Source organism: Paenibacillus sp. FSL H7-0442, from assembly GCF_038593105.1.
GTDB classification, from domain to species: domain Bacteria; phylum Bacillota; class Bacilli; order Paenibacillales; family Paenibacillaceae; genus Paenibacillus; species Paenibacillus polymyxa_D.
This window is the reverse complement of the sequence record NZ_CP151963.1, coordinates 293,341-319,104: the sequence shown is the minus strand read 5'-3', so window position 1 is coordinate 319,104 and position 25,764 is coordinate 293,341. Positions and strand designations below refer to the sequence as shown.

Genomic DNA, 25,764 nt, shown 5'->3' with positions numbered 1-25,764 from the left:
CCCTTGTAGGAACTTTGTACAATAATTTACAATGTAAAAAGTTTCACATATTCTATTTTGGAAGAAGGATAAAGAAACATGAAAAAAAACTGGAAAGGTTGCCTGTTCAGCATATTTGCCATTATCTTGGCTGTATCGGTAACAGGATGCAATTCACAGCCCGCCATTTCTAGTACCACTAGCACTTCATCCTCATCAGTTAACAACGCTCATGCAGTTGTTCAGAAAGGCCCACACTGGTCCTATGAAGGAGATCAGGGACCGGAACATTGGGGAGAGCTGGAAAAAGATTTTGTTGCTTGTGGTAACGGCCACGAACAATCTCCTGTCAATATAGAGCATACCCATCTGGAAGCATCGCAAACACAGCAACCGCTGCAAGTTCATTACACTAAAACGAAAGCATCCATTTTGAATAATGGGCACACTGTGCAAATCAATGTTGCCGATGCCAGCAATAACATCATGCTGGACGGTACTAAATTCACTTTAAAGCAGTTTCACTTTCACCACCCGAGCGAACATCAAATTGATGGTAAAAATGCTGAAATGGAGCTTCATTTTGTCCATCAAAGCGACAACGGAAGCACAGCTGTCTTAGGGGTCCTTATCCAAAGTGGCAAAGAAAACAAGGCTTTCAACCGCATTTGGTCCAAACTGCCGAAGGATATTTCCCAAGAAGCGGCTCTGGATGAAGAAATAAATCTCGCTGCGCTGCTGCCAAAAGACCTGCACTCCGTTCGCTACAACGGATCGCTGACTACCCCGCCATGCACAGAACATGTAAATTGGACAGTGCTGGAGCAGCCTATTGAATTGTCCGCAGACCAAATCAACCAGTTTGCTGCCATTTTCCCCGATAACCATCGTCCTGTACAACAACTGGGAACCCGGGAACTGACTGCTGATAAATAATAAAATAAAGTGCCGTAAGATGTAAGGTGCATTCTATATTTGAATACCAAAATAAGACCCCTCTGTTCAATCTAGTTAGAGGGGTCTTTTCGGTATTAAATTTACTACTCATTACAAGCGCACCAGTTCCTCCACCTTCACTGGCTGACCTGTACGCATAGAGCGGTTGGCGGCGATGCCAGTTAAAATGGACCATGCACCGTCGATATGTGAGGCCGCACGATGAAACCGATCCTCTGCCGGCTTATCAAAAATATCCCGCAGCATAACTGGATCTCCTCCGCCATGACCACCTACGCCTTCTTCTACCTCGACCTCATAAGGTGCTGCAAAGTGGGGATAGATGGTGATAGTCTTCTCTTTGAGCGCACCCTCATCTGCCTTGCTGCCACCGGAATTAACATAGGATTGCTCGGATACCCGAACCTCCATCCGTCCCTTCGTGCCATTAAATACGATGATAAAGCCCTCCCAAGGCATATAAGCATTCAGTGAATAGTTCATCACCGTCTTGTTCTGATACTTCACCATGACACTCAGCGTGTCTTCTATGCTGATATTGTCGCCAAATACGCTTTGATCCCGCACATAGCCATCCTCATGCTCAGCATCCAGATACATACTTTTTAGATGCTCATTACGGTCCAGGTGTAGCGCAAAGGGGTCATTCTCCGCTGCCTTGCTGCCGTAAGCCCGTTGATAAAACTCCGTCACGCCACGCTGCTCCGCATTTTCCCGGCCGTAAAATTTCAGATCTCCCATCGCATACACCGTCTCCGGTTTCGAGCCAAGCCAGAAGTTCATCAGATCAAAATGATGCGTCGATTTATGCACTAGCAGACCACCGCTATTGCGCTTGTCACGGTGCCACCGACGGAAATAATCTGCGCCATGCTGTGTATTCAGCAACCACTCGAAATTGACTGACAGCACCTCTCCGAGCGTTCCGTCCATAATAATCTCGCGGATTTTCGTATTATGCGGCGCATAGCGGTAGTTAAAGGTGACGCGCAGCTTCCGTCCCGTGCGGTCTATGGCATCCAGAATGTCTTGGCATTTGTCCTCATCCACCGTCATCGGCTTCTCAGAAATGACATCACAGCCCAGCTCCATCGCCCGGATAATATACCGGTGATGCACCCGGTCAATGGTCGTGACAATGACGATATCCGGCTTCGTCTCCGCGATCATCCGATCAAACTCGTGTGCTTTATAGGTCGCAATCGGCTCATGCTCGTATTTCTCCTGCAACAGCTGATTGGCATAATCCATTCTCGTCTGATTGACGTCACAGAACGCGATCAGCTCCGAGGTATCTTTGAAAACGGTAACAACTTCACCGTAAAAAAATTCGGCTCTTCCTCCGGTACCCACAAGCGCATATTTGATTTTAGCCAATTGGCTCACACCCTTTACATGAATTGCTTTTATTTTATAGTATAAGAAAGAGCGAAATCTTCGCTTTTATTATGATTTTTCCCAAAAAATATACATATATTATCCTTATGTATTCTTTCATTAAAGGAGACTATCGATATGATCGCTACACCCCGCTTTGCCATTGAGCAAGCGCTACGGACGGTGCCATTCAGCATGTCCGCCGACCATGTCCACCAAGCGCACGAAATCTATTATTTGCTGGCAGGAGAGCGCTACTACTACATTAATCAGCGGGTATACGCGCTCCAGAAGGGCGATCTGATTTGGATTAGCAAACATGATTTTCACCGTACAAGTAACAAGGGTAGCGGTAGCCATGAACGGATTTTGATTAACTTTGATGAAGAATTTGCAGCCTCGCCAATGACTGTCTCTCCCTCCAGCGATCAGAACCAGCCTCTTCTGCCAGAAAAAAGCTTTCTGCTTCGCCCCTCCGCGGAAGAACAATGCGAGCTGGAGCATCTATTCCAGCAAATGCTGGATGAATACTACCAAGAACATACCTACCGCCAACTATATCTCCAAAGCTTGCTACTCCAGCTCCTTATCCGCATCCGGCGCATACAATCGACCACTGCCGATACCATTGCACCGGAACGTAGCGAAAAGCAGCAACGCGTGTACTCAGTCATCGCATACCTGCATGCTCATTATGCCGAGAGCCTGTCACTAGATCAGCTGGCTGAGCATTTTTATATTAGCAGCACGTATTTGTGCCGTATTTTCAAGCAGACAACAGGTTTTACCTTAGTAGAATATCTTCAAGATGTGCGGGTCCAGCAGGCTCGTGCGTATTTGAGAGAAACAAACTGGAAAGTGACTTCCATTGCTGAAAAAACGGGTTTTGACAGCATCGCTCACTTTGGTCGTGTATTCAAGCATCTTACCGGGCACACCCCGCTACAGTACCGAAAAAAATATAAAAAGGAGTAGCCATACGAAAAATCGGCATCCCCTGTTCCAAAGGTTCTCGGAGTTTTAAAACCCGAAGGGTCGGTGTAATCCAAAATGTGCGTTACATCTCCCTTTACATTACGATAATAGCTGTTACTATAGAGCCATGATCCCTTACTGATTTCAATCAGTAAGGGATTTGGAGCGGAATACCCATTTGAGGTATACCATGTTTCATGATCTTCCCATTTGAGTCCTATCAAAGTCACGTGGAGTGCGTAGCTCGGATGGACTTTATCGGAAAAGGCTGAAAACCAAAACTTGTGATGGTTTTCAGCCTTTTCACACCGTCTTTTGATTAGACACACTCCCGGACATTACGTCAAAAGCTATATGCAGGTCTTCAAGCTGGAATATGTGCATAGCTCGACCGCAGAGACGCTTTGAACGCTACTTTTTTCAATGCGAGAGGATCATGCGGCTCTTGTTTTATAAATTCAGTCCACTTAAAGCGGCTGGGAGGTATAAATATGCTAAAAACGATATTAGTTGTAGACGACGATGAAGAAATCGTAAAACTCATCACAAAGAGTTTAAGATACGAGCAATTTGCAATAATTTCGGCATATTCTGGGGAAGAAGCCTTATCTGCATTGGAAGAAAATAACATCGATTTCATCATTCTTGATATAGTAATGCCTGATATGGATGGACTTGATGTCTGCAGAAGTATCCGAAATTCTTATAATGTTCCAATTTTGTTTTTAAGTGCGCGTGATAAGGACATTGATAAAATCGTCGGGCTCGAAATAGGAGCAGACGATTACATGACCAAACCTTTCAGTATTCAGGAGCTTGTCTCCAGGATAAAGGCTCACTTCAGAAAAGTGGACAGGCTTTTTAAAGAGTGGGATGAACTTAGTCCCAGTAACGAAAAGGCGGATTCTCCGCTCATTTTGAACGATAAGACGTTTGAAGCATTCCTGAATAGCAGGAAGCTCGACTTATCAACGAAGGAATTTCAGATTCTGTCTATCCTCATGCGCCACCCCAATAATGTATTGACTCGTGAACAGATATATGAAAACGTCTGGGGAGACGAATACGGAGAAATAAATACCGTAACGGTTCATATAAAAAATATCCGTAAGAAACTTGGTCCTGAATATGACTTTATTAAAACAATATGGGGCATAGGATATAAATACACGGAAAGAGAGCAATAGTATGAAACTGAAAATAAAGCTTCCTCTTTTGTTCCTGCTGATGTTTATAATATTCATGTTTTCGATTGGAATGTACCTGAAGCTTGTCTTTGCAGTATATTCCCCTATACGCAGTTCATTGCTGGACTCGCGATATATAGCATTGCTCCTGCCCATATTTGCAATTGCCTGTTTCATATTTATTATTCTGATTATCTATATTCATTTTTGCATAGAGAAACCCATTCAGCTTCTGAATACCAGGCTTGAAGAAGTAAATATTGTACATCCACTGCCTCCGCTAGCTCTGAGAAGTAATGACGAGATCGGAGAACTTTATAAACACTTCAATAAGATGGAGCACCGGCTTCAACTCGCCCACAAAGAGCAGATCGAGATGATCGCGGCAATTGCCCACGACTTGAAAACACCCTTGACATCTATTAATGGTTTTACTGAACTGCTGGCTACGCACAAGGATTTACCAGAAACTGAAAAGCAGGAATATTATGATTTGATTCAAAAGAAGTCAGGATATATGGTTGAACTCATCAATGATTTTTCCAGCTTCACCAAAGAAAAACTGGAGTTGGAATCTATGGTAGCTACACCTGTAAAAGCATCAAAATTATTTGAAAACATTGCCCTTGAATATGAGTATGAGTTGGCAGGACTTGACAACGAGCTTACTTGCCGCCATTCATTTACGGAAAATATATTGCTGATGGTCAATGAACCGATGATACGTCGGGTTTTCGGCAACCTCTTTAGCAATGCTGTAAGATATGGAGGGAAAAATAAGCTGAAAGTGTATATGACTGGATACCCGCTAGGACAGTATGCCTTTTTTCAAATCGAGGATAATGGAATTGGAGTGCCGGAAAAGGATATATCTTCTCTGTTCCTCAAATTTTTCACTGTGGATAAATCGCGGCAAATCCAAAAGGGCGGACTGGGGCTGGGGCTTGCAAGCTGTAAATCCATTATTGAACATCATAGGGGCGAAATTTGCGCCTACCCTTCCGAATATGGCGGTTTGGGGATAAGATTCAGTCTTCCCTTGGCCGCACAACACTGATTTTATTTGTGCACATTTTCTTTTACTACAGGAGTTAAAGGCTACTGCCAGGTGTGAACACCCAGGCAGCAGCCTTTTTTATTTTTTCAGTGTTTTATAATTTTTTATATTCTCTTTACAAACATTTATTTTTCTTTTAAAAAAGCTTTATCTTTGTGTTGTAAAAATTACTTGTAGTAAAAAAACTACAATCAATAGAACTGGAAAAGGAGGATGTTACAATGTCAATTGAGTTCAGCCGTTGGCCCAATCACTACATGATGTCATACCAAGTCACCAAAGCTTTAGGTATGGCAAGCCTCGGTGCTACGGATGTCACCGAGATCTACGAGGCCTGCAAAAAAATTGACCCCGATGACAAAGATACGTGGCACAGGGAATGGCTCATAACGGCTCAGGCATTGGAAAGACACGGCAAGGAGGCCGAAACGGCTGGAAACTGGTATACAGCACGAAACTGCTACATTCGTGCCTGCAATTACTACAGAATTGCGGAATATGCGGTGATGGATGATGACACCGAGAAAATCCGTGTATTTAAGAAAGTAAATGAACTCTTCGAAGCTGCCGGAAAGTACTTCGATGTCCAACCGGAGAAGATCCAAGTCGATTACGAAGATGTCAAGCTGGATGGTTACTTCTTCTCCCCTTCCTGGATAAAAGGTCCGAAGCCGACCCTTTTTGCTCTCAACGGTGGCGACGAGTGGTCAATTGAAAACTATTTCTGGCTAGGTCCCGCTTTTATTTCGTGTGGATATAACTTTCTGGTCTATGACCAGCCTGGCACCGGCCTCTCGCTGTACGAAAAGGGAAAAGGAAGACGAGCTGATAGTGAGGCTTTCCATTCCCGAGCAATCGACTTTCTTCTAACGCGGCCGGAAGTCGATCCCGATAAGATTATCGTGCACGGTGAGAGTTTTGCGGCTTACGACTCTTTGCGATTCGCTTCGTTCGATCACAGGATTGCTGCCGTCATCTCCGACGGCGGTACGCACGCCTTTGATTGGGATGCAATGCTTAAATGGATGCCACCGAGTCTGGCCGCACATGGCATGAGAATTCTGGGGGCAAAAAGCTTGGAGGACTTTGCGGGTAATCCGCGTTTTGCCTATGATCTTGAGGGCGTGCTCCACCAGATAGAATGTCCGCTTCTTGTAATGCACGGAGCGGAAGAGATATTGGTTCAGCCAAATCCGCTGACACAAGCCTTGAAAAATTATGAGCAAGCGGGTTCGAAAAACAAGACGTTCTTCCCGATAGAGGATAGACGACTTGGCGGATTAGAACACTGTCAGGTAGACAACATCAACGTGCTGCATGAGGTAGCGCTGAATTGGCTCTGCTCAATTGGGCTTGGGCCAGCCGCACCTCGCCCTGAGTGATTGCCAAGACGTCATAACGTAAAAGTCTATTTCACTCGCATTCTCCTTTCGTAGTTTTGAATATGAGTCAATCGTTTCTTTTGTTGTGTCTAGATTATCAAATAGTACAGAAGAAATTTCAATGGACTGGCGTAGATAGTATGTTGATGACGTAAACAGCATGAAATACGAGTACATTTCCGTCCGGACAACTAAAGAGGGTGTCGCAAATCAGCTGTAAATTAGCTGTTTCGCGGCACCCTCCATTCATTTGGGCATGCCTCTCTGATGATTCATAATATTCACGGCAATACATCATCTGAGTATACCTCAAGCAGGTTATTAATATAATTTCTGCTCATGGGAAGATTGGTAATCTCATGACCATTAAAAATATCGACGTTCCTTGCTTGTTTATAAGGCCCCCACAGCGCTTGATGCTTTTTCGGCATCTAGTCACCTTCCTCCCCGGTCACGGGTCATCCCGTGCCTACTTGACCGCCTTGGATATGATCTGATTCAACTTTTCAATGGTTGCCGCAGCATCCTGCTTGCCCAAGAACATCAGGTCGATGGTCTCCGTGATATCCGAGTTCAACCCCGGCACCTGAGCATCATAGGCCAATGCAGATCCATGAGCATGCCCTATGTTACGTCCCTCGGTCAAATAGCTTGAATGCTCAATGGTCGCCTTTTTCATAATGCTCTCATCTGCGGCAGCAAGCGTACCCATGGCATTCCCACCTTCAACCAGCCGCGCCTCCTGCCCCTTCACAGAGACGTAGAATGCCGCCAGCTTCATGGCCTCTTGCACATGCGGACTATTTTTATTTACAGCTACATAGGCAACCGGAATGGCAACGGGCTCATTCTTTCCGGTATTGGATGGCCAGTAGATATAATCAAAGTCGAGGCTTTTATTTTGACTAAACAAGGGCTCCAGCCATCTTCCCGCCGCCAGCATACCGACTTGATTGGACATGAACATCGCGTCAGCCCCTTGCCCTTTGGGAAGTGATCCGAGATATACGGCATTTCCCCTTTTCACCATATCGTACATAAAACTGAAGGCTTCCTTGCCCTTTTCATTGTGGTCCAGCACATATTTGCCTTGTTCATCAAAAATCTGACCGCCATTCGACCAGACCCATGAATACCAGTGAGCCCACCAGTTTTCCGCAATATAACCCTGTTTTCCGGCTGCCTTCAGCTTGGAAGTAGCCTCCTCAAAGGCATCCCAGTTCCACTTGCCTTCGTCATAGTATTCTTGCGGCGTCTTCACGCCTGCTTCCTTGAATACCTTTTTGTTGTAATACATGACCATCGGGTTTGAGTCGGGAGTGACCCCATAGATTTCCCCATCACGCTTTGCCGGTCCCCACAATCCTTCTGGAAAATCCTCAGCCTTCACATCACTTGCATCACTTTTTAAAAACTCACCCAAAGGCTGTACCTGCTTCGCCCCGATCAAACGCGCAATCGTCGGTTCATACGAATAAAACACATCCGGTCCGCGACTTCCCTGAAGCTGTGTCAACAGCTTTTGCTCATATTGGTCTCCCGGTACAGGCACCAGCTTAACCTCGATATTCGGGTTTTCCTTTTCAAATGCATCGAGTGCCCGCTGATACACCTTTACCTCCGCAGGATTACCCCAAACCTGCATCGTAAGCCGCACTTTTTGCCCGTCTGTGTTCTCTATTTTGGGAGAGGTACTGCATGCCGCTGCAAGTAAAAACAGAACGATGAGGAAAAATCCAATCTTTATCCAGCTCATGTAATCGTCCACTTTAACCGCCTCCTGTAGCTTCACTTGGTTGTATGCCTTCCTATTTTAAAACGCTTACAAAACTTCCCTATCATCATATGTAGAAGGGTGAGACACGATATCCCCATTTTCATTTTCATATAAATTTTCTCTTTTGGAGGACTCTGATATGACAGCGATCAAGGGAAAGTAAAGGCTGCACAACAAAAAAAGAAGAATGCAGATCACCTGCTTCCTTCTTTCGTATTCCTTGAGCTATAATTCAGTTTTCTAAATCTTTATTAGCATCTTTTCAAAAGTATTATAGCCGTTCGTTTCGCCTATATACGTATAACCGCATTGTCTGTAAAACTCGCTAAGCTTGTCATTGCCCGCAATACAGTCTAAACGGATTCGGTCCTTGCCTGTGAAGTGGATACCTTGTTCAATCCATTGCATCAGCTCACGGCCTAGACCCTTCCCGGTGCTATCGCGATCCACAACCAAACGATGCAGATATACTGAGGTTCCTCCCTCAGAATCCGTTTCGTCTAATCCCCACAACTTACGGTCCCATGCACTGGGCTGCTGCTGCAAGATCACTGCGCCTGCCAAGCCTTGATCCTCTGATGCTCGGAAAATAATCACTTCTCCACGTGCAATAGCGCCGCCTAGGTTGTGATCATCTTTTCCTTTTAGTAAGCGTCCCCATTGCGTAGAGCCTTTGCTGTGCAGCCACCTGGCCGTCTTTAAAATTAACTCCTGAACCTGCTCCTGATCTTCAGTGCTTGCCTGAAAAGCCATTAATCCTGGTTTGACGGATGATTCGACAATAGTCATTGATGTCATGCTGCACCTCAGCTCTCTAATTTTCCTTATGTATAAAATATAGCATAAAAAAAGAGCGTCGGTGATCTGGCAGAGCGTTAAAAATATGTATACTACTATACTCTTATCGGTCATTTATGGTGAAAAATGTAACCTTTCTAATCTTTTCAACCGATGATATCCGTATGAGAACAGTTGGAAAGGTTGTGAATGAGGTGCTAAGCCGTAATCCATATCTCCTCAAAAAGATATTTGGCATTAACAAAGAACGTATACTCATTTTCGCGCTGCTGCTGATCCCGGCTATCGCCGCCTTTATTGGAACACGGCCTATGCCTGCACAGTATATTTTGCAAGGAGAAATGCATCCGGTCAAAGATCTTGGCGTTCAGGGAAGCGTGTTTTTTGCGTCTGTTCAAACGGGTATTGCTAACAATCTCCTGGAGCGTTGGAATGTATACTCCAGTGAAAATGTATCCGGGGGTGCGATTAAGTTTGAACCCATTGCCCCTGATGAAGTGGACTCTTATTTGAAGGACCTTTCAGAGACGGACACGCTAAAATATTCTGCTATGCAAGCTGTACATGCAGCGACGGAATTAAGTGTAGACAGCGAAACAGGTGGTGATTCAACAGCTTTCTCGAATCTTAGCAAATTGGAGGATGCTCGCTATGCGGAGCTATTGACTCATTTGCAGGATCTTGCGGGGAATTCCTTGGGTCTGATGACAGGCATCGGACTGTATGAGGAAGCCAATAACATCGACTTTTCAGATGGCGGACGTCACAAAATTGCAGGCACTGGCACGATGGAAGAATACGGGGATGTCGGATCGGTCGGTGGGCTGGAGCAAAAACTGCTGGGAGCCGAGGCGGCAAAGGTTGATCTATTTTTCGTACCGGCAGATTATGAATGGTATGGGGAGGAAGGCAACGAAGCAGAGGCTGCCCGAGTCCAAAAGGAACATGGACTCAAACTGCGCATTATCCCCGTAGAAACACTGGAGGATGCTATCGTGTATTTGAAGCAACTAGACTGGGAGGAAGTACATCTTGAATGAATCAGATTCCAAAGCATTTCCATCCAAGACAGCTGGCAGCGTACACCAAGCCTTGCTAGCGGTGGGCACTATAGGTGAATTTATTATCCTTATTTTTACGTTAGTGTATATTTACGCAAATGATTTTTATTATGATCATCTATACGAGTTGGAGCAAAAATTTACAGTCTTTAGCTTTGTTCTGTACTACATGTGTTTTGTAACCTATCTGATCTGGCTAGTTCAAGTACATAAAGCCATCCGGCAAAAACATTCCGATTATCCGATTCGTACCGTGGGAGCCATTGCTCGCATGATTCCTTTTATTAACTTGTGGGGATTCTCCAATACATTCACCCATATTTATAGGTACTTTGCGCTCCACCCCGAATTGGAGCGTAAAGCTCGTTATATTCAAAAGATGATTGTTCCGCTATATTTTGTCTGGTTTGGTGAAGGAATTATTAACCGGATTCTTATCTTACATTTTTCCCAAATGGAATCGATGTCCATGTTGTTGGGAGCTATTATGCAAACCACCAGAATGGCCTTCTTTTACTGCATGACACGAATCATTCACAATAGTCTGGTTATGCTGAATAAAAAAGATGAAGAAGGATTGCATTAAAAAATGAGCTGGCCTCCACGGTCAGCTCGTTTCAATTTCTGGTAAAGTATATTACTTCATCCCCAGGATTTAATGCGTCTGTGAAGCAGGTACAATTCGGTATAATCCTGAAGTCTCGCCAGCCGCGGGACGTACTTCCTGGATGACCCAGCCTAATGAAAGTACCCGTTCTAGCCAATCATACTCAGCCTTCGTCAGTTCGGATGTAACGGCTTCGCTTCCTTCCTCCAGTGACAGCTCAGGCTCCCGTCTGAACGCAACGGCAATCCACGAACGAATGCCCCGGATCGTATTGTACTTGATCTGATATCCGTCCGCTACCGCGCTGACAAACACCTCCGGCTCTTGGGACGCCAGCCCAGTGACAAGCTCTGTGTAATCAAAATCGAGTGGTCCATCTGTTGGTAGCTCATTTTGCTGCACCCGACGGATTAATTCCTCTTGGGACCAGCCTAAAGAGCGTAATGATTCCAACAAGAGCGCGTCCCATTGGGAAATACGTACTCTTTTCGTCGATTCAGTCATCGTTTTTTACCTCCTTTGGGTCATGCACATCGTACAACCGCTTTTAACCCTAACGGTTAACCGGATATGCTACATAATGGCCGGGACTGATTTCTCTCAGCTCGGTTGCACTGTTGTTATCCTTGTCCCATACTAATGAACCGTCTGGTTGGGCCAAGCTTCCCCCCAGTCCCTCCCGCTCTCCGACTGCTCTCGGATCAGGCACAGGGATGGAGGACAGCAGCGCCTGCGTATAAGGGTGAGCGGGCTGCTCATACAATTCATCTGCATCGGCTACTTCTACCAGTCGGCCATGGTACATCACACCGATTCGGTCTGAAATATGCCGCACCATCGACAAGTCATGGGCGATGAACAGGTACGTCAGCCCGAACTCCTGCTGGAGATCCTCCAGCGTGTTAATGACCTGCGCCTGGATGGACACATCGAGTGCCGAAATCGGCTCGTCACAGACGATGAACTCGGGGTTCACGGACAGAGCACGAGCGATGGAAATCCGCTGGCGCTGCCCGCCGCTGAACTCGTGCGAGTAGCGGTACAGATGCTCTCGCTTCAGCCCTACCTTCTCCAGTAAAGCCACTACGGCATCCTTACGCTCACTCCCCTGATGCAATCTGTGAATATCCATCGGCTCACCGATCAGGTCAAGCACGTTCATACCCGGATTAAGAGAGGAATATGGGTCCTGAAAAATGCTCTGAATGCGCCGACGCAGCGGCTTGAGCTGTTTATCGTTCAGCTTGGAAATATCCTGGCCGTCAAAGCGTACCGTACCTTCTGTATAATCGTATAACCGCGTCAGACAGCGTCCAACCGTCGATTTGCCACTCCCTGACTCACCGACCAGTCCGAACGTCTCGCCACGCTTGATTTGAAAGCTCACGCCATTCACCGCCTTGAGCACCTCAGAGCTACGCCCTAACAAATCCTTTGCGGTCACAAAATGCTTCTTAAGCTGGTGTACCTCTACCAAGGGCTGATGCTCACTCAATACATTCTTTGCTTCACTCACCGCTATTCTCCCCTTCCGCATGGCCCGCTTCGGGCGTCTCGTAGACTCCAGCAGGCACGGCGTCCGGCTCGTTCAACCAGCAGGCTGCTCGCTGGTCCGGGCGCAGCTCCACCATCGGCGGCCGCTCTACACAGCGGGCAAACGCATGCGGGCACCGTTCCATGAACGGACAGCCCGATGGCGGGTTCAGCAGGTCCGGCGGCGTGCCCTCAATCGGCACCAGCCGCTCTCGGAAGCCGTTCGTACGCTGGGGCACAGAACGCAGCAGGCCCTGCGTATACGGGTGGCCCGGACGATAAAAGATATCGTCCACGCGTCCCTCCTCCATCACCATGCCGCCGTACATCACGATGACACGGCTGCACACCTGGGCGACGACGCCCAGATCATGGGTGATTAGAGCAATCGACATGTCGGATTGCTGCTTTAAAGACTTGAGCAGCTCCAAGATTTGCGCCTGAATCGTCACGTCCAGCGCTGTAGTCGGCTCATCTGCAATCAGCAGCTCCGGGCTGCACGAGAGCGCCATAGCAATCATCACCCGCTGGCGCATCCCGCCGCTGAATTGATGCGGGTATTGGTTCATTCGGCGCTCCGGCTCGGTAATGCCTACTTGTCGCAGCAGTTCTACAGCTGCTTGCGTAGCCGCTTCCTTGCTCAGTCCTCGATGTCTGCGAATCACCTCGATCAGGTGATAGCCAACCTTTTTGACCGGATTCAGCGAGGTCATCGGGTCCTGAAAGACCATCGCAATCTGGTTTCCACGTATTTTGCGCCATTGCTTTTCCGTCAGAGCGGTCAGACTTTGTCCCCGATAACGAATATCGCCGTTCAGCCGCTTGCCCGGCGGGGCAATCATCGACATGATCGCTTTCGCTGTAACACTTTTGCCGCTGCCGGATTCTCCTACGATTCCTACCGTTTCTCCAGCATCAATGTGAAAACTAACCCCTCGAACTGCCTGATTTTCCCCTTCACGAGTGAAAAAGGAGACCTCCAGCTGTTCGACGGACAGTAGATGTTCTGTCATCGTGTTTTCGCTCCTTCCTGTCGCTCCTGGAGCCATTTGTAATGGGCCTGTACTATGAATCTATGAAACTATAAATCATCGTTTTACTAATTTGGGTTCAAAGCCTACACGCAGCACATCTCCCAAAACATTAAAGCTCAACACAGTCAGTAAAATAAGCAAACCCGGGAATAATGCCATATATGGGGCCTGTGCAATATATCCTTGGGCATTATTCAGCATACTGCCCCACGTAGCGTTCGGCAGTTGAACACCAAAGCCGAGAAAGCTCAGTGACGATTCCATCATAATCGCTGAAGCGATATTGTTCGTCGCCCCTACGATAATTACCGGAATCAGATTCGGTACAATGTGCTTCATAATAATACCAAACGTACTTTGTCCCGAGGCTTTGGCGTATAGTACATACTCCCGTTCACGCAACGTCATTGTCTCTGCCCGCACCACCCGGGCAATGTTCATCCACATGAGCAAGGCGATAATGACAATGATATTGCCGACGCCCGGCTTCAAAAACACACTTAGCAGCAAAATAACCAAGAAAGACGGAATCGACATGATCAGCTCCAAAACCCGCATAAGCAGATTGTCGATCCATCCTCCAATATACCCGCTCACAATACCTACCACTGCACCAATACTGGTCGCAATAATCATGGACGCGAAGCCTACCAGCAATGATACACGTCCGCCGTACAGTGCTCTTGTAAAATAGTCCCGCCCATAATCATCCGTTCCAAACCAGTGTGCCGCTCCCGGTGGTTGGAGACGCTCCAGCACATTCAATTTATTCGGGTCCTGCGGCGATAAAAATGCGAAAATCGCCCCCAGCGAGAATACGATCAATAGTATGAGGGCGACGGCGCCCATTTTGCTCGTCATCAGCTCGATCCCGATGTTGCGCCATTTGCTCCGATTCATGAATTCACCTCGTTGATTTAATTCTCGGGTCCGCAATGCTGTACAAGATATCCGCAAGCAGATTACCCAGGATCAGCAGCAGGGCGGAAAATAAAGTAATCCCCATGATGACAGGATAATCCATCCCTTTTACCGACGTCATGCCCAGCGAGCCAATGCCCGGCCAGGAAAATACCGTCTCCGTCACAATGGCTCCAGCCACCAAGTCCGCAACCGACATTCCGAGCAGCGTAATGATGGGCAGCAGCACATGCTTGAGCACATGTCGAAACAAAACTAGTCTTTTTCCAGACCCGAACGCGTATTGAATCTGCACGTACTCTTCCTTGAGCTGCGTAATTGTGCTGGAACGGATGTACCTCACATACACAGACAGAAAACCGAAGGCCAGTACAAAACATGGTAAAATCCCATGCTTGATCACATCCAGCACCGAGTCCGTACCGATGGTACGCATCCCAGTACTCGGAAGCCAATGCAGATAAATCGCAAACAAATAAATAAGTAAAATACCGAGCCAAAACAGCGGAACAGAAATCCCGATGTACGACATCAGATTAATGAGCTTGTCGATCCAGCGATTCCGATTCGCCGCAGCCGTCAAACCAAGTGGGATGGCAACCAGCACAGCCAGTATGATGGATGCGCCCATTAACCCGGCTGTAGCCGGGAGACGGTCGAGAATCTGATCCAGCACGGGCTGGTGATTAATTAGCGAGTAGCCGAGATCACCCGTTAGACTCTTTTTAAGCCATAATATGTACTGCACGTATGCCGGCTGGTCCAGCCCCAAGCTATGCCTCATTCGTTCAATGTCTTCCAGATGCATATTCGGTGTAACAAAAGAGAGAACCGGATCACCTGGGGCCAGCTTGATCAAGCCGAAGCAGACGATGGACACAAAAAATAGCATCGGTATAACTTGCAGCAACCTTCTGGCGATGAGTTGTCTCATACGTTTCCCTTCCCCTTGCTGTTTTCGAAAAAAATAAGCTGGTTAGCCCAGCTTATTTTTGAAAACCCTGTCTTATTTGTGATAAATTTTGGACAAATCCTCGAAAATCACGACCGGCTTCAGCACAGCCTGATCAATACCGCCATACTGCTTGTCGAAGGCTACAATAGTCTTGGTGTAAGCAATCGGATAGATGACAGCATCCTCAGCCAGCAGCTCTTGTACCTTTTTATAAATTTCTCCACGTTTATTCGTATCCGACTCACCCGCGCCCTCTTCCAGCAGTTTATCCACTTCTTTATTTGAATAATGCGAATAGTTGGAGGACGATCCGGTGCTATACAAAATACGATACGCGTCAGGGTCATACCCCATGATGTAGCCGCTGATCGCCAGATCAAAGTCCTTGGCACTCGTATCGACGAACTTTTGCGACCATGCCGATGAATCCATGCTGTTCACGTCCAGCTGAACGCCTATGTCCTTTAACTTCTGCTGGATATAGAGTGCTTGTGCTTCCTGTACCTTGTTACCGCCCGGAATGATAATGCGCAGTTTCAGTCCTTCAGCTCCAGCCGATTTCAGCAGCTCTTTTGCTTTGTTCACATCATTATTAAAAAATGCAACGTCGTTCGTGTGATACAGTACGTCCTGTGTCAGAGCAGATTTTGCAGTGTCTGCATAATCCTTGGAGCCATAGGAAACTTGAATCAACTCATCCTGATTCAATGCATAAGAAAGCGCCTGACGCACTTCTTTTTTGTTCAGCTGCTTCGTATCACTGTTTTCATTAAACATCAGATAAGCCAAGCGACCTTCGCTGTAAGGGAAAATGTCAAACTTATCTGTTGCTTTAATGGTCTCCACATTTTGCGGATCGAGATAGTTTACATTGATCTCACCATTTTGAAGGGCCAAATTCGCAGCATTTGAATCTTTAACAATCCGGTATGTTACTGAATCCAGATGCGGCTTTCCGCCAACATAGTTATCGAACCGTTCGAGTGTAACGTACTCACCGGTTTTGTACTCTTTAAATTTGAAAGGACCTGATCCAACCGGAGAGTTGTTTTTTGTACTTTTCTCAATATCCGCTTCATTCTCGAAAATGTGCTTCGGAATCGGGGATACCTGTACCAGTGCTGCCTCAAAAGCAGGAGCTGGCTGAGGAAGCTTGAAATCCACCGTTGTATCATCAACCTTGCTCGCCTGAACCGGTTTGCCATTAACCATAAAATTACTTCTCAAAAAGCTGTGCTGCTTCTCATCCAAAATTTTGTTAATGGTGAAAACAACATCGTCAGCTGTCAGCTTCTCGCCATCATGCCAAGTCAGACCTTTTTTCAGTTTTAGTGTATAAGTCAGCTTGTCTGCTGAAGGAGTCAGACTGTCTGCTAAATAAAATGTCTTTTTGCCATTGTTCACCTGAAACAATGGTGCGAATATCGCCTGGTCTATCGTCAGACTTACCCGATCACCCGCATAGTTCGGATTCAGCACCACTGGATCAGCTTGTACGCCAATGATCAGGCTGCCGCCGTCTTTTGGCTGTCCGTTATCAGCTGTTGTGGTAGCTGTACCGGGTGTATTCCCATTTGTCTCAGACGTAGATCCAGAATTCCCGCCGGAGCATGCACTTACAACCAACATCAATACAATGAATACCAATACACCAGTCAAATTACGACGCATCGCTCTAGCCCCCGTGTCCTCTTAGTATGTAATAAATTTATTATAAATCGGAATAGTCGGATTTACAATCGGTCAAAAACTGTTTATTCCCCTTGTCATTAGCATTCCAGACATTATGTGATTGAATCTAGAAAAAAGACACCCGTTAAGAGTGTCTTCAGAATATCCACAAACTGATTAGTGCCAGGATGGCAGGCAGACCTTGCTTTAATAAAATAGACTTGTTGGCAGTTAATGCACCATATACCGCAGCCACTACCACACAAATGACAAAGAATAATTGGATTTGCCGCCCGATTACAGGTTCCGGATAGAACAAGCCCCACACCAATCCAGCTGCCAGAAATCCGTTATACAGCCCCTGATTTGCTGCCAGGGATTTGCTTGCTTCCGCCAGCTCCTTCGAGGTCCCGAACGTACGCATCGCCCGCGGAGTCGTCCACAGAAACATTTCCAATATTAGAATGTACACATGTTCCAGAGCTACAATTCCGACCAATATTGAACTAAGTAAGCTCAAGGTATGTTCCTCTTTTCCACATAAAGTTACTATAAGGTGATTTTTAGATCGATCCTCAAAAAGTATAGTTCATCTTCCAAAAACAGTAAAGAGACCGAACCTTAGGCCCGGCCTCATTTCTACATGAAGCCTTACATCGTTCTCGCGAAATCCAACAAAGCTTTGGACATGCTGTTGATCTCGTCCGTAGATGCATTCACTTGCTGAGTTAGGGCGGCTTGTGTCTGTGTCAGCGTAGACATGTTCCCGATATTGTGCAAAATCCGCTCGATGAGTGTCTTCATTTCGTCCAGACTGGTCTCGATATTTCCGGTCGCATCAGCACTGTGAATAGCGAGTTTTCTCACTTCATCTGCGACTACCGCAAAACCCCGCCCCTGCTCGCCCGCACGCGATGCCTCAATGGCAGCATTCAGACCCAGCAGATTCGTTTGATTTGCAATCTCTTTAATGAAGTTGGAAATGTTTTGTGTCTCTTCTGCACTGACTTTGGCTTGATTCGCTGCGTCTGTCGATTGCTCCTGAGCCGTAGCCAGCTCCTGCGCTTGGTTACTAACCGAATTAACACCATTCACCATTTCCGTAATGGAATCGGAGAGATGCTGGATCTTGAGCGTGAGTTCATCCGCAATAGCCTGCTTTTCCTTTTCTATTGTAATGTCACGAATGGTACCCGCAATCCGAATAGGCACTCCCTTGCTATCGCGCAATGTTTTTCCACTGCAATAATACCAGCGATGCTCACCATTCTTACGCACCAAACGACATTCCATTTCATAAGGTGTGCGCCCTGTATAATCATTTAAATGATCATTCAAAACTTTAATCGCCATTTCGGCGTCCTCAGGATACAGAATTGAAGCCCAACTGCTAAGCTTGCTTGGGAAATCTTGCTCATCCTTAAAGCCCAGCGTAGCCCGGAATTGCGGTGACCACCAAAATATACTATCCGGATTCTCAATGTCTCCTCCAATAATGTTTACATCGTAAGGAGCCTCCACCAAAACACGATTAATGAGATCGTATCTTGTAACCAATGCCTGAAGCTCCTCAGACTTAATCTTCTGATCGTGCACATCCAACAGAGCGCCTGCAATCCGAAGCGGCACTCCCTGCTGGTCACGGATCGTCGTTCCGGTAGCCCGGAACCAACGATATTCTCCATGCTTCAGCCTCAAGCGATACTGTACGTCATAAGGGGTCTTTCCCGTAAAGTCCAGTAAATGATCAGACAATTCTGCCAAAGACCTGTCATAATCTTCGGGATGCAGCCGAGATGACCAGCTATCTAATACATTAGGGAAGTCCTTTTCGCTCTGATACCCCAGCATAGAACGGAATTCTTCTGACCATGTGAACGTATTACTTGGATTGACAGGATCACCCGCAATGACCTCCATGTCCCATAAGCCAATCTCTATAGCCTTGGTAACAAGCTTCAAACGGATATCAACATGTTGAGCATCATTTTTCATGGACTCTATCGCTTGGTTAACATTGTTTGCGATTTCTTGAACCTCAGGAGAAGCTGAGGAAACCTGTATTGCAGCAGAGTAATCTTTTTGCTGTATTCTTTGTGAAAGTTTGCGGCTTTCTTCTACTAAAGGAGCAAGTGATTGAGACTCATTTTTCTTGAGAAACATATATGATCTTCCCTTCTAAGCCAATATATAAAACGGTATAATTTAATATCGGAATTTTATTAAGAATCATTATAATTAAATCTTTAATTACATAGGCATTAAGACTTATTTTTCATGTCCATATACCTATAATTCCATACAGGAAACATCGAAAAATGTCGAAAAAGGAAGAATTCTAACAAGTCTGGAAACAGAAAGGGCACCTTTGCATTACTGCGCAAAAGTGCTCTTTCTGTCAACTATTCAGTTCGTTATATCTTATTTAATTGAAGCAACGTATTCCTCGCCCTTTTCTTTATCATATTGGCCTTCCCATTTGGACATGACCACAGCGGCAAGCGAGTTACCTAATACATTAACTACCGTACGCGCCATATCCAGAATGCGATCAATACCAGCGATAAAAGCCAAACCCTCCAGCGGGAGGTTCACTGCTCCAAGCGTAGCGAGCAAAACGACAAAGGAAGCACCCGGCACACCTGCAATACCTTTGGAAGAAATAATTAATACTAGTACCAGCGTGATCTGTGTCGTGATTGGCAGATCAATACCATACATTTGGGCAATGAAAATCGCAGCCAGTGCCTGATACAGGGTGGAACCGTCCAGATTAAAAGAATACCCAATCGGAATGACAAAGGACGTAATTCCTTTAGGACATCCGAACTTCTCCATCTTCTCCATGATCTTAGGCAAAACACTTTCCGAACTGGCCGTCGAATATGCAAGCAACAGCTCACTTTTCAAAATTTTAATCATGGTCCAGAGACGGGTACCGCACAGCTTGGCGATAATTCCGAAAACAATCACAATGAACAGCGCCATGGAGCCGTACACCGACAAAACAAGCTTCAATAACGGCCATAATGAAGCCAACCCAAACTTGGCCACTGTCGTTCCAATCAGTGCAAATACTCCGAACGGAGCCAGGCGCATGACCTGATTGGTTACCCAGAACATGGCGTCGGCTACGCCTTCAAAGAAATTCAGCACAGGCTTGCCCTTGTCACCAATCGCCGCTACCCCTAGTCCAAACAGTACGGAGAAGAATATAATAGCGAGCATATCTCCCTCGCCCAGAGCTTGAATAACATTGGTAGGAACAATATGCACAATCGTATCTATAAAGCTATGGCCTGACTTCTCTGCAGTCTCCACATAGGAATGGATATCACTCTTCGCCAGGTGGGACATGTCCACGCCGTCACCAGGTCGAACCAGGTTGGCAACAAGCAGTCCGAACAGGATGGCGACTGTCGTTACAATCTCAAAGTACAGAATGGACTTTCCGCCAAGTTTACCTAGTTTTTTCATATCGCCCACGCCGGCAACGCCGATAATGAGCGTTGAGATCACAATAGGCACGACAATCATCTTGATCAAGCGGATGAAAATATCGCCGATTGGCTTTAAGTAGACTTCCACCCCTGAATTGCCGTAAAATAAGGCACCAATAATAATACCTAAAGCCAGACCGATAAAGATTTGCATCGTCAAATTAATCTTTTTCACTTCGTGTCCCCCCCTGGCTGATTTGTATATTTTTGCAGTATGCTGTTCTTAATATTCAAATGATGTTATTTATACTACAATCTGATCTATAAAAACCGACAATTATCTACAGCTGCATTTATTTTTTTCTATAAATTCACAAACTTTAACGACGAGCCTGTGAATTTAGCTCACATTGCCTTTCTGACTGAATACCCAGGAGGTGAATATGAATGAAGTTGAACACGCTCCTTTTCCTGCTCATGCTTGTATTTGTACCGCTCGCAGGTGAGCTGAATATTCACCCGTTCGCTAATACATTCCGTCTCAGCTTTGGTACGCCTGTATTTTTTTTCTTTCTGTTATCTATTCGTCATATTCCGCCTGCATTATCGGGAGTGCTTGCAGGGATAGCGGTAGTCGCCTTTCGCATCTTACTCAATCATTACACTCAGTCCAGTCTTCTCTTCGAAGAGTTGCTGATCTTGCATGGCCCTACCTTTTTTTATTACATGGTCTACGGTCTGCTCTTCCAGCTCCTTAACATTAATGCTGAGCCTTACCGCGCACTCCGTGTGGGTATCCTCTCTGTAGGGATTGAGGTTGCCGCAAGTGTGTCGGAACTTAGCGTCCGGTGGAGTATTGACGGCGATTTCTGGGACATCATTAAGATCAGTAAAGTAGCTTTTATGGCTATGATCCGCAGCTTCTTCGTGCTTGGGTTTTATAATATGATTCGGTTAAATCAATCGGTCCAGCATGAAGAGGCACAAAGACAGCAGACGGAGCGAATTTTACTTCTTGTATCAGACTTGTATGAGGAGTCGGTCCAGTTAGGCAAAACGCTGTCACATGCAGAACAAATCACTCGTGAAAGCTACGAGCTGTACCGTGAACTGCAACAGGATGAATCTCTAAAGGATAGAGAACATTACGCCAGACAGGCACTTCGTATTTCCGGACAGGTTCACGAGATTAAAAAAGACAGCCAGCGGATTTTTGCTGGTTTGTCCAAGCTGATTGATGCCGAAAGCGGAGTGCATTACATGGCTTCTCAAGAGCTTGGGGAGCTCATCATCCGAACGAACAGCAAGTACGCCCAATCACTGGACAAGTCTATTCGTTTTACCCTAGATGTCGATCCTTTGTTGCCCAAGCTACATGTTTATACCGTTCTGACACTTATTAATAACCTGACAGCCAATGCGGTTGAAGCCATGAGGGACGACGGAAGGATTGACGTTTCTATTCGCTGTCTTCCGGGAAAAGAGGATATAGCTTCATTTAGTGTTACCGACAACGGTCCGGGTATTCCTCAGCGGAAACGGGAAATGGTCTTCACACCAGGGTATACGACCAAGTATGATGAGGAAGGACAACCGTCGACCGGTATGGGATTGTTTTATGTACGTGAGGTCGCGGAGAGCCTTGAAGGAACGATTGAACTACAACAGATTGAGGAAGAGAATACAGATAGATTACAGACCACTTTTAGAATTACATTGCCTTTACGGAAACTGACGGAGAAAGGAAGATAGCCCGGATGCGTTTTTATATTGTGGATGACGATCAAGGGATTCGTTCTATGCTGGCAGACATTATTGAAGACGAAGGTCTAGGGGAAGTCATCGGGGAAGCGGAGGATGGTTCCTATGTGAATAGCGGCCTGCTGGAGCTGAACCGGATTGATGTATTGCTAATTGACTTGCTGATGCCGCTTCGTGACGGCATTCAGACCGTGCGTGCACTCGGCGATCAATTCAGCGGCAAAATCATTATGATTTCTCGCATCGAATCCAAAAACATGATCGGCGAGGCGTACTCGCTCGGTATTGAATATTATGTGGCCAAGCCTTTGAATCGACTGGAGATTATTGCAGTTATTCATAAGGTGGCTGAGCGTCTGCGCATGCAGCAGTCGATTACGGATATCCAGCGGACGCTTCAAGGGTTGTCGATGTTCACATCGAATAACCCAACGGCAACGATTGAACCGACCCGAAACATCGTAACTTCCGGGCAGTTTCTGCTCTCCGAGATGGGAATGATCGGCGAAGCTGGGAGTATGGATTTGTTGGACATGCTGGAATTCCTGGACCAGTATGAGGAGGAAACAGGCAATCTGTCTCCCTATCTGTTCCCGCCGTTGAAGGATATATTTGCTAATGTAGCATCCAAACGGTTAGGGGCTTCAGCCTCAGCAGTAGAGCTGAGTAAGGAAATCAAAGCATCGGAGCAGCGTGTCCGCCGCGCTATTTTCCAGACGCTAAGCCATATAGTATCGCTCGGGTTGACTGACTATACCCATCCTAAATTTGAAAATTATGCATCCAAATTTTTTGACTTTACAGAAATCCGCAAAAAAATGCTGGAGCTACAAAACAATGTGGAGCCTTCACTGTCCCAAGCCCGCATTAATACGAAAAAGTTCGTACAGGTGCTCTATATGGAAGCAAAACGACTATTGCATTAAGAGAAAACGCACCTGCATCTCCTCATGTATCTATTACTCGGAGATAAAACAGGTGCCCATCGTTGATGATTAGATATCTCTTTAATCCAGACTCTTTCCCTGCCACTCCATAGCTTCCAAGAGATCTACACCATCGGACAGCAGACGTTTCAAGACATTCAGTTCTTCTGAGCTGTAACGATTTAAAAATTGAAATAACTGTTGCTGTACCTCAGCATGCAGTCGCTCATGTACAAGAAAGAGTTTTTTTCCCAACGGGGTTAGCCGAAAATAAATTTCTTTTTTGTTGTCGTTCAGCTGGGTTCTGCGAATCCAGCCTTCCTTGAGCAGCTTGGTGCTGACTTTCGAAACGGTACCTTTGCTCAGCTCCATTCGTTGCGCTAAGGTTGTAACATTGATCGGCTCATGCTGCCCGATACAATCCATAACGTGTACATCCGTCATATTGAGCGAAGTCATTCCATCAAAGTGCTCGCGGATTTCTTCGAGAAAGGTCATGCTCTCTCTTTGCTGATGCTGCTCCCACTGATGATTCATCTTAATAAGCAAATCATAGACATGCTGAACCGATGTCGCCTTTTCCATACGAACAAGTAGTCACTCCTTTGGCATACTCCTCCTTTCATTATAGCCCACATTTGTTTCACAAGAAACAATATGGTCATGTTATGAACATACCCTTTCCCCTTTATACCAATGTGGCAATGCCTTCCTTAATCACACTCAATATATCCGTTTGTTTCATAGAAATGGCCCAAGCGATATACCCATCCGGACGGATGAGAACCGTATGCACATCTCTCCATCCCACGGGCACTTCCTCGGCTACGGCCTCCACATATGAAATATGTGAAAGTGAGCTATGGTGAAACTCATTCGATACCTCATTATCCTGTGCAAGATGGAGAAGTACAAAGCGGCCTTCATGAAGAAGATCGTAAGCATACGTTGTCATTCCGTCAGGCAAATGCAATTCAAAATCAGCAAACCGTTTCCCGTTCAGTGGATGCTGCGGTATATTGCTAGCCGCTGGATAACATACATCCAGTGCACTAATCTGCTCTGCCATAGATTGATTAATTTCCGGATGGCGGAACCATTCCTCATGCAATTGGCGGTGTGCCAATACAGCAGGCGTAAAGTCCAATAAACGGGTCTGAACCTCGGTATTCCGTAAGAACTGCGTATTAACCGGATAACGTTCGTCATGATAGCTACTCAGCAGCGTGTCTGGAGCCCAGCCACGAATCATTCCGGCCAGCTTCCATCCCAGATTTACCGCCTCTTGCAAGCCAACATTCATTCCCTGTCCACCTGCTGGGAAGTGGATATGCGCAGCATCACCTGCTAGCAGGATTCTCCCTTTACGATAGGTCTGCGCCTGCCGCGTTGCATTTCCGAATCGAGATAACCAGCGAGGATTGGATACGCCAAGATCTGTACCGAGCAGATCATACAGTCCTGTCTGCACTTCTTCCAGCGTCACAGGTTCGTCCTTCGGAATCTCCATCATTCGCGGTGTAGTCAAAATAACCCGATAAATATCTGGATACACGGGGGCAATCATCACCCCACCTCGTTCACTATATTCGGAATGTACGCCACTTTCAGGCGGATTGACTAACTCTACATCCGCCAATACAGCGGTCAGAGTCGTATCCGTGCCCGGAAAAGCAATCCCGGCTTGTTTACGCACGATACTCCCAGCCCCATCCGCTCCTACGACATAAGCAGCATTCATTACCGATACATTGGCTTGTGGTCCAGATGCGCATACACTCACCACCTCTACGCCCTGCTCGTGCTCTCGCACAGATACCACTTCCATGCCACGATGGACGACAGCTCCCAGCTTGAGCGCATGCTCCTCGATCACTTGCTCTGTAATCACCTGTGGAATAAACAACGTATAATTAGAAGAACTATCAAGCACAGAAAAATCCAAGCGGGTATTCAGCATTGTAAAGTGACCCGTACGTATAGGTCTGCCGCGCTTCATAAAGCGCTCCTTCAATCCACGCATATCAAACATCTCAAGCGTCCGTGGATGTAGCGTAAGCGCACGCGACTGGCCACTTGGCTTCTCTAAACGTTCAATTACACATACGCTTACGCTTGCTAATGCCAACTCAGCAGCTAACCACATTCCAACAGGTCCGCCGCCTACTACAATCACCTCGTAATCCATGTTCACACCCCTATCTAAAATCTTTATTTCCACCACCTAATTGTTTCACAAGAAACAATATATACATACGGAAAGCTCCCCTTAACATTTCCGTATATATTAAACAACATATACAGCTGTCGTTTATTGTTTCTATTGAAACAATATTATTGTAATTTAATTGAGAACAATTATCAAC

At 46.2% G+C, this 25,764-nt stretch carries 24 protein-coding genes; 9 read left to right on the top strand and 15 right to left on the bottom strand.

The features are described 5' to 3' along the window. The first annotated feature begins 78 nt into the window (after positions 1-78). Entirely contained in the window at positions 79-915 is an 837-nt protein-coding gene (locus tag MHH57_RS01370) for a carbonic anhydrase (RefSeq protein WP_069010134.1), read from the top strand. A gap of 111 nt (positions 916-1,026) precedes the next feature. Here MHH57_RS01370 and MHH57_RS01365 read toward each other — a convergent pair whose 3' ends face one another. Continuing rightward, on the bottom strand, positions 1,027-2,313 hold the full coding sequence (locus MHH57_RS01365; protein WP_029516876.1) for a Gfo/Idh/MocA family oxidoreductase: 1,287 nt from the start codon (positions 2,311-2,313) through the stop codon (positions 1,027-1,029). A gap of 138 nt (positions 2,314-2,451) precedes the next feature. Here MHH57_RS01365 and MHH57_RS01360 point away from each other — a divergent pair, with 138 nt between their 5' ends. From MHH57_RS01360 to MHH57_RS01345, 4 genes are all read left to right on the top strand, one after another. Next, positions 2,452-3,288 carry an AraC family transcriptional regulator gene (locus tag MHH57_RS01360; RefSeq protein WP_342434732.1) on the top strand — a complete coding sequence of 279 codons (837 nt, stop codon included), beginning with the start codon at positions 2,452-2,454 and terminating at the stop codon, positions 3,286-3,288. 491 nt (positions 3,289-3,779) lie between these two features. Next, on the top strand, positions 3,780-4,475 hold the full coding sequence (locus MHH57_RS01355) for a response regulator transcription factor (RefSeq protein ID WP_029516878.1): 696 nt from the start codon (positions 3,780-3,782) through the stop codon (positions 4,473-4,475). Between the two features lies 1 nt (position 4,476). Further along, on the top strand, positions 4,477-5,532 hold the full coding sequence (locus tag MHH57_RS01350) for a HAMP domain-containing sensor histidine kinase (protein ID WP_029516879.1): 1,056 nt from the start codon (positions 4,477-4,479) through the stop codon (positions 5,530-5,532). A gap of 221 nt (positions 5,533-5,753) precedes the next feature. Then, positions 5,754-6,914: an alpha/beta hydrolase gene (locus tag MHH57_RS01345; RefSeq protein ID WP_165149242.1), complete on the top strand. Its 1,161-nt coding sequence runs from the start codon at positions 5,754-5,756 to the stop codon at positions 6,912-6,914. A 281-nt stretch (positions 6,915-7,195) separates the two neighbouring features. Here the strand turns inward: MHH57_RS01345 and MHH57_RS01340 are convergent, their stop codons facing one another. The 3 genes from MHH57_RS01340 to MHH57_RS01330 form a co-directional block, all read right to left on the bottom strand. Continuing rightward, complete coding sequence (locus MHH57_RS01340; RefSeq protein WP_341071520.1) at positions 7,196-7,345, bottom strand: hypothetical protein; 150 nt, start codon at positions 7,343-7,345, stop codon at positions 7,196-7,198. A gap of 38 nt (positions 7,346-7,383) precedes the next feature. Then, positions 7,384-8,682: a sugar ABC transporter substrate-binding protein gene (locus MHH57_RS01335; RefSeq protein ID WP_341071519.1), complete on the bottom strand. Its 1,299-nt coding sequence runs from the start codon at positions 8,680-8,682 to the stop codon at positions 7,384-7,386. A gap of 249 nt (positions 8,683-8,931) precedes the next feature. Continuing rightward, positions 8,932-9,489 carry a GNAT family N-acetyltransferase gene (locus MHH57_RS01330; protein ID WP_341038380.1) on the bottom strand — a complete coding sequence of 186 codons (558 nt, stop codon included), beginning with the start codon at positions 9,487-9,489 and terminating at the stop codon, positions 8,932-8,934. A gap of 164 nt (positions 9,490-9,653) precedes the next feature. Here MHH57_RS01330 and MHH57_RS01325 point away from each other — a divergent pair, with 164 nt between their 5' ends. Both MHH57_RS01325 and MHH57_RS01320 read left to right on the top strand, forming a co-directional pair. Then, a complete protein-coding gene (locus MHH57_RS01325) occupies positions 9,654-10,529 on the top strand; it encodes a S16 family serine protease (protein ID WP_342434731.1) in 876 nt (291 codons plus the stop codon). Beyond that, entirely contained in the window at positions 10,522-11,136 is a 615-nt protein-coding gene (locus MHH57_RS01320) for a hypothetical protein (protein ID WP_165149263.1), read from the top strand. The genes MHH57_RS01325 and MHH57_RS01320 overlap by 8 nt, the downstream gene beginning before the upstream one ends. 69 nt (positions 11,137-11,205) lie before the next feature. Here the strand turns inward: MHH57_RS01320 and MHH57_RS01315 are convergent, their stop codons facing one another. The 9 genes from MHH57_RS01315 to MHH57_RS01275 all read right to left on the bottom strand — a co-directional run bounded on the left by MHH57_RS01315 (position 11,206) and on the right by MHH57_RS01275 (position 20,946). Then, the gene (locus tag MHH57_RS01315; protein WP_341071517.1) at positions 11,206-11,661 is read right to left on the bottom strand and encodes a hypothetical protein; all 456 of its coding nucleotides are present in this window, start codon (positions 11,659-11,661) and stop codon (positions 11,206-11,208) included. 49 nt (positions 11,662-11,710) lie between these two features. Beyond that, the gene (locus MHH57_RS01310; protein ID WP_342434730.1) at positions 11,711-12,694 is read right to left on the bottom strand and encodes an ATP-binding cassette domain-containing protein; all 984 of its coding nucleotides are present in this window, start codon (positions 12,692-12,694) and stop codon (positions 11,711-11,713) included. Next, positions 12,666-13,703: an ABC transporter ATP-binding protein gene (locus tag MHH57_RS01305; protein WP_342434729.1), complete on the bottom strand. Its 1,038-nt coding sequence runs from the start codon at positions 13,701-13,703 to the stop codon at positions 12,666-12,668. The genes MHH57_RS01310 and MHH57_RS01305 overlap by 29 nt, the downstream gene beginning before the upstream one ends. A 75-nt stretch (positions 13,704-13,778) precedes the next feature. Beyond that, on the bottom strand, positions 13,779-14,624 hold the full coding sequence (locus MHH57_RS01300; RefSeq protein WP_029516888.1) for an ABC transporter permease: 846 nt from the start codon (positions 14,622-14,624) through the stop codon (positions 13,779-13,781). A 4-nt stretch (positions 14,625-14,628) separates the two neighbouring features. Further along, positions 14,629-15,579: an ABC transporter permease gene (locus MHH57_RS01295; RefSeq protein ID WP_342434728.1), complete on the bottom strand. Its 951-nt coding sequence runs from the start codon at positions 15,577-15,579 to the stop codon at positions 14,629-14,631. A gap of 72 nt (positions 15,580-15,651) precedes the next feature. After that, entirely contained in the window at positions 15,652-17,271 is a 1,620-nt protein-coding gene (locus tag MHH57_RS01290) for an ABC transporter substrate-binding protein (RefSeq protein ID WP_342434727.1), read from the bottom strand. Positions 17,272-17,428: 157 nt separating this feature from the next. After that, complete coding sequence (locus MHH57_RS01285) at positions 17,429-17,791, bottom strand: DUF1304 domain-containing protein (protein ID WP_029516891.1); 363 nt, start codon at positions 17,789-17,791, stop codon at positions 17,429-17,431. Between the two features lie 131 nt (positions 17,792-17,922). Beyond that, positions 17,923-19,434 carry a PAS domain-containing protein gene (locus MHH57_RS01280; protein WP_029516892.1) on the bottom strand — a complete coding sequence of 504 codons (1,512 nt, stop codon included), beginning with the start codon at positions 19,432-19,434 and terminating at the stop codon, positions 17,923-17,925. A 258-nt stretch (positions 19,435-19,692) separates the two neighbouring features. Then, entirely contained in the window at positions 19,693-20,946 is a 1,254-nt protein-coding gene (locus tag MHH57_RS01275) for a cation:dicarboxylase symporter family transporter (protein WP_069010145.1), read from the bottom strand. 212 nt (positions 20,947-21,158) lie between these two features. Between MHH57_RS01275 and MHH57_RS01270 the strand changes: the two genes are divergently transcribed. Further along, positions 21,159-22,463, top strand: a complete 1,305-nt coding sequence (locus MHH57_RS01270) for a sensor histidine kinase (protein WP_029516894.1) — start codon at positions 21,159-21,161, stop codon at positions 22,461-22,463. 5 nt (positions 22,464-22,468) lie between these two features. Beyond that, a complete protein-coding gene (locus MHH57_RS01265; RefSeq protein WP_013308322.1) occupies positions 22,469-23,398 on the top strand; it encodes a response regulator in 930 nt (309 codons plus the stop codon). Positions 23,399-23,479: 81 nt separating this feature from the next. On the opposite strand, the gene MHH57_RS01260 is transcribed toward MHH57_RS01265, so the two are convergent. Further along, complete coding sequence (locus MHH57_RS01260; protein ID WP_049816963.1) at positions 23,480-23,983, bottom strand: MarR family transcriptional regulator; 504 nt, start codon at positions 23,981-23,983, stop codon at positions 23,480-23,482. A 103-nt stretch (positions 23,984-24,086) separates the two neighbouring features. Beyond that, on the bottom strand, positions 24,087-25,586 hold the full coding sequence (locus tag MHH57_RS01255; RefSeq protein WP_342434726.1) for a monooxygenase: 1,500 nt from the start codon (positions 25,584-25,586) through the stop codon (positions 24,087-24,089). Positions 25,587-25,764: the final 178 nt, after the last annotated feature.

What these genes read in the sequence shown, in the direction of transcription:
- MHH57_RS01370 (WP_069010134.1), top strand. Translation starts at nt 79, where the DNA reads ATGAAAAAAAACTGGAAAGGTTGCCTGTTCAGCATATTTGCCATTATC.
- MHH57_RS01360 (WP_342434732.1), top strand. Translation starts at nt 2,452, where the DNA reads ATGATCGCTACACCCCGCTTTGCCATTGAGCAAGCGCTACGGACGGTG.
- MHH57_RS01355 (WP_029516878.1), top strand. Translation starts at nt 3,780, where the DNA reads ATGCTAAAAACGATATTAGTTGTAGACGACGATGAAGAAATCGTAAAA.
- MHH57_RS01350 (WP_029516879.1), top strand. Translation starts at nt 4,477, where the DNA reads ATGAAACTGAAAATAAAGCTTCCTCTTTTGTTCCTGCTGATGTTTATA.
- MHH57_RS01345 (WP_165149242.1), top strand. Translation starts at nt 5,754, where the DNA reads ATGTCAATTGAGTTCAGCCGTTGGCCCAATCACTACATGATGTCATAC.
- MHH57_RS01340 (WP_341071520.1), bottom strand. Translation starts at nt 7,345, where the DNA reads ATGCCGAAAAAGCATCAAGCGCTGTGGGGGCCTTATAAACAAGCAAGG.
- MHH57_RS01330 (WP_341038380.1), bottom strand. Translation starts at nt 9,489, where the DNA reads ATGACATCAATGACTATTGTCGAATCATCCGTCAAACCAGGATTAATG.
- MHH57_RS01325 (WP_342434731.1), top strand. Translation starts at nt 9,654, where the DNA reads ATGAGAACAGTTGGAAAGGTTGTGAATGAGGTGCTAAGCCGTAATCCA.
- MHH57_RS01315 (WP_341071517.1), bottom strand. Translation starts at nt 11,661, where the DNA reads ATGACTGAATCGACGAAAAGAGTACGTATTTCCCAATGGGACGCGCTC.
- MHH57_RS01310 (WP_342434730.1), bottom strand. Translation starts at nt 12,694, where the DNA reads ATGCGGAAGGGGAGAATAGCGGTGAGTGAAGCAAAGAATGTATTGAGT.
- MHH57_RS01305 (WP_342434729.1), bottom strand. Translation starts at nt 13,703, where the DNA reads ATGACAGAACATCTACTGTCCGTCGAACAGCTGGAGGTCTCCTTTTTC.
- MHH57_RS01300 (WP_029516888.1), bottom strand. Translation starts at nt 14,624, where the DNA reads ATGAATCGGAGCAAATGGCGCAACATCGGGATCGAGCTGATGACGAGC.
- MHH57_RS01295 (WP_342434728.1), bottom strand. Translation starts at nt 15,579, where the DNA reads ATGAGACAACTCATCGCCAGAAGGTTGCTGCAAGTTATACCGATGCTA.
- MHH57_RS01290 (WP_342434727.1), bottom strand. Translation starts at nt 17,271, where the DNA reads ATGCGTCGTAATTTGACTGGTGTATTGGTATTCATTGTATTGATGTTG.
- MHH57_RS01280 (WP_029516892.1), bottom strand. Translation starts at nt 19,434, where the DNA reads ATGTTTCTCAAGAAAAATGAGTCTCAATCACTTGCTCCTTTAGTAGAA.
- MHH57_RS01270 (WP_029516894.1), top strand. Translation starts at nt 21,159, where the DNA reads ATGAAGTTGAACACGCTCCTTTTCCTGCTCATGCTTGTATTTGTACCG.
- MHH57_RS01265 (WP_013308322.1), top strand. Translation starts at nt 22,469, where the DNA reads ATGCGTTTTTATATTGTGGATGACGATCAAGGGATTCGTTCTATGCTG.
- MHH57_RS01260 (WP_049816963.1), bottom strand. Translation starts at nt 23,983, where the DNA reads ATGGAAAAGGCGACATCGGTTCAGCATGTCTATGATTTGCTTATTAAG.
- MHH57_RS01255 (WP_342434726.1), bottom strand. Translation starts at nt 25,586, where the DNA reads ATGGATTACGAGGTGATTGTAGTAGGCGGCGGACCTGTTGGAATGTGG.